The sequence below is a fragment of the Mesorhizobium sp. M6A.T.Ce.TU.002.03.1.1 genome (genome assembly GCF_003997275.1).
Taxonomy (GTDB): domain Bacteria; phylum Pseudomonadota; class Alphaproteobacteria; order Rhizobiales; family Rhizobiaceae; genus Mesorhizobium; species Mesorhizobium mediterraneum.
Genome location: NZ_RZTI01000250.1, coordinates 1 through 3170 on the forward strand (window position 1 = coordinate 1; position 3170 = coordinate 3170).

General features: G+C 58.2%; 3 protein-coding genes and 2 pseudogenes. 2 read left to right on the forward strand and 3 right to left on the reverse strand.

Going from position 1 to position 3170, the window contains the following annotated elements:
• A pseudogene (locus EOC93_RS33070) lies at nt 1-181 on the forward strand (histidine kinase); the annotation flags it as partial.
• A gap of 676 nt (nt 182-857) precedes the next feature.
• Here the strand turns inward: EOC93_RS33070 and EOC93_RS33075 are convergent.
• Nucleotides 858-1079, reverse strand: a complete 222-nt coding sequence (locus tag EOC93_RS33075; protein WP_127206711.1) for a DUF768 domain-containing protein — start codon at nt 1077-1079, stop codon at nt 858-860.
• Nucleotides 1080-1115: 36 nt separating this feature from the next.
• On the opposite strand from EOC93_RS33075, the gene EOC93_RS33080 reads away from it, so the two are divergent.
• Nucleotides 1116-1400: a hypothetical protein gene (locus EOC93_RS33080; protein WP_245461606.1), complete on the forward strand. Its 285-nt coding sequence runs from the start codon at nt 1116-1118 to the stop codon at nt 1398-1400.
• A gap of 287 nt (nt 1401-1687) precedes the next feature.
• On the opposite strand, the gene EOC93_RS33085 is transcribed toward EOC93_RS33080, so the two are convergent.
• Nucleotides 1688-1981 carry a hypothetical protein gene (locus EOC93_RS33085; RefSeq protein WP_127206712.1) on the reverse strand — a complete coding sequence of 98 codons (294 nt, stop codon included), beginning with the start codon at nt 1979-1981 and terminating at the stop codon, nt 1688-1690.
• Nucleotides 1982-2432: 451 nt separating this feature from the next.
• Nucleotides 2433-3170, reverse strand: a pseudogene (locus EOC93_RS33090) (hypothetical protein); the annotation flags it as partial.

Here is a 3170-nt window from a genome sequence, read left to right on the forward strand (position 1 = left end):
AGTTGCGGACGACGGAATCGGCCTGCCGGAAGGGGAGACATGGCCCAAGCCCGGCAAGCTCGGCGCGCTGATCGCGCGCTCGCTGACCGAGAACGCCAAGGCACAGTTCAACGTCGCCTCGAGCCCCAGCGAAGGGACGAAGGTCACGATCGTCTTCACGCGATCGGCGGCAGCAAGCTGACAATTGCCATAGGGCGGATGCTTTCATGCTCCGGGCCACCCTTTACCCTTTAAAGCTCACACCTCCAAAGCCTGTTCAGTTGTTAGTTGTCCTACGCACTGCCCGATCGCACCTTCATTATCCTACGCTTCCTAAGAGATCGCTTCGAGGAAAAGGTGTTGACGCGTTGGCGCGAAATGGATTTTCGCGTATTTCGACGTAAGGACGACGCGTAAAGCGGCCAAAAGCATACCTCACGCGTTCCGCTATTGGCCCTGGTTGCTCATGGCGATTATCGGGTTGAGTACCTTGGACCCACCACCTATCAGAACTGGTCCAGACGATTAGGGATTCCGCTCCCTTTTTAGGAGAGCCTTCAGCTGCAAATCCTGTAGCGCTGGCCATTTCCCCTAGGGCTGGTAGCGCCTAGCGCTTCGGCGGGCCTTGGTAGAGATACCGGATCGGGAACGCTATCAGGGCGAATGAAATTCCGATGATGAAGACATGCCCCGCCGGCGTACTGCCGAGCGAAGAAGCTGTCCTCCTGCTCTATGGTCCCGAGCGAACGCTCGACGGCAGATGTCGGCGCGTCATCTCCCTCCCGGCCTGGAGAAATTCAACGACGGCAAAGTGAAGCCCTGCCCTGCCATACGCGTTCACCTGCGCGCGGTTCAGGCGGGCGCCCGTGGATGACCCATTACTCCGACAATCCCGGGTCGAAATGCACAATGGCATTAAGGATGGTGCGGTAGAGACTGTCGACTTCCTCGTCGATCTCTTCACGCCTGATGCCCACTGACTTCGCGTCGGCAAACAGCTTGTGCGTCAGCTCATTGATTGAAATCACATCCGGCCGGGCCGTTTTAGGAACGCTGTTCGCAATCCACTTGTGCAGGAAGGTGATGCCGCGTGCGCTCATTTGGGCATAAGCTACCGAACGGACATTAGTTCCAGCTTGAACACGAACAACAGAGCGATGAACGAATTTCGGAACAAAGAGGAACAAGGCGCTATGTCGCAAGTTGGGTTCCGTAGTGGGAAGGAACATCTCACCATGGGCGAAGATAGAAAAAATGAACTTGAGCGGCAAAAGGAACTCCAGGCGCAGGCGCTCGCACGTGAAACCGGGATCACCCGGGATCAGGCTCTCACGCTCATAGAATTGCTAGGAACGGATCGATCATCACTGCTGCGCGAGGCGAACATTCTGAAGAATCGAAAGCCCAGCAGTGCACGATGACGAACCACAAGACGGGCAGCAATCACTGCCACTGACTATGCGGCCCTCTGAATGACCCTGTCTGTTTCGGAAGAGCTTGAAAGCGCCGCCGACCGCATCGCCGATATGTCGCGCGCGGATCTCCGGGTCGTCCTGCGTCGCGCTGCATTGATGCTTCGAAACGTCTCCGGCTTGCGCAACGGATGGCGCGGACCTCATGACCCGGATTAATGCGGATCCGCCAGGCCGGCGCCCGTCAGGCAATCTTACCCCCGCCCCCCAAACAGGCGCGGGCCTTCCGTTGCCAATCAGCAATCTTTGGTGGTCTTCTTCATTTGGCCGGGGGCGGCGGTCTTAGCGTCCGTGTCCTGCTGACCAGGGGCGGCCTCCTGCGCGCTGCCGGTCTGCTGGCCAGGTGCGCAATCCTTGACCGAGTTCGGGTTCGTGCCGCTGGTGGTGGTGGTGTCAGTTCCCTGATCAGTGCTGGGCGTGGTCGTGGTCGTGGTTGTGGAGGTTCCGCCCGAAGTTCCGCTCGTTGTCTGGGCAAAGGAAAGCCCGGCGGAAAGCGCCAACACGGCCGAGGCCAAAAGGATTCGTTCCAATTCTTTCTCCTGTCTTAAGCGCACGACGCGCTCACAAACCAACATGCGCACAGAAGAAATGTTCCAGTGAGAACATCATGACTGAGGGCGTGGTTGAATTACTCTTCTTCGTGCTCGTCTATCTCTTTGGCTTCATCCCATCGAAGCAGCCATGCATAGCGCTGCGGCTTCCATGGGGGATATGGGCACGCTGAGCGCCTCATGCCGAGGCAATAGGCGTCGACGCCTTCGTCTCGAGGGTCGGTCTCATGCTCTGTGTCTGATTGCATAGCATACTGATGCACGACCGGGGGCACGTCGGCAACTTGGAGCCCGTCACGCGCCCCGGCATTCAGCACCATAGGTGCGAGCATCCCGGCTGCGGCAAGAATGCGGGATGGGGCTTTGCCAAGCCGAGGCAGACGCCGCACTGGTTCTGTTTCGAGCACCGCGCCGACGGCGAGCGCTTCCTTTAAGGCCCCAGTATAGGAAGCATCACCCCGAGTATGATCCGCGATATTATCGCTGCACCATCTGGGTTGAGATTCCAGAATACAGGAACCGGAAATCGGATTGCGTGAGCGTTGATCCCGTCGAGGTTGTAGAGATAAAAATACGCTGGTCCTATCGGACGGACATCAAGGCACCAGTGATAGCCCCGGATGAACGCTGAGCTTCTGTCGATGCGAAGGACAAGTCTGCCTTCATCGCCTCTTCGTGGATTCATCCCAAAAGTCCTGAAGCGAGGCGTGCCGAATGTCTTCCTCGCCCAGATGCTTACGCGGGCTTTAATGCCCGGCTTGACCCACTGCGTTGCCGGCCGCTTTGGCATATCCTTGGGCGGTGGCCCGGCGTGTTCCTGGACACGTTTCCAAAGCCGCTCGCGCATCTCACGGTTGACGCTGACAAACGCGCTGCCGACATATTTGCGGGTCCCCGGCTCGGCCATCAGAGCGAAGGCCGGCTTACCCTGCTCCCGTTCGACGCCAAGAATCTCGAACTCGCTTTCAGTGAAGGACTTGGTTTTCAGCCAATTGGTGGTTGGGCCGCTGCGATATTTGCTGTCTCGACGCTTCGATAACATCCCTTCCAGGCCGGCCGCAATGATAGATAGCATTAGCCTCGCCTGGCATTGTCTCGCTGAACTGGATGCGGCTGTCAGACCCAATAAGGCCGGCCAGGATTTCCCGCCGATCCTCAAGCGCCATGT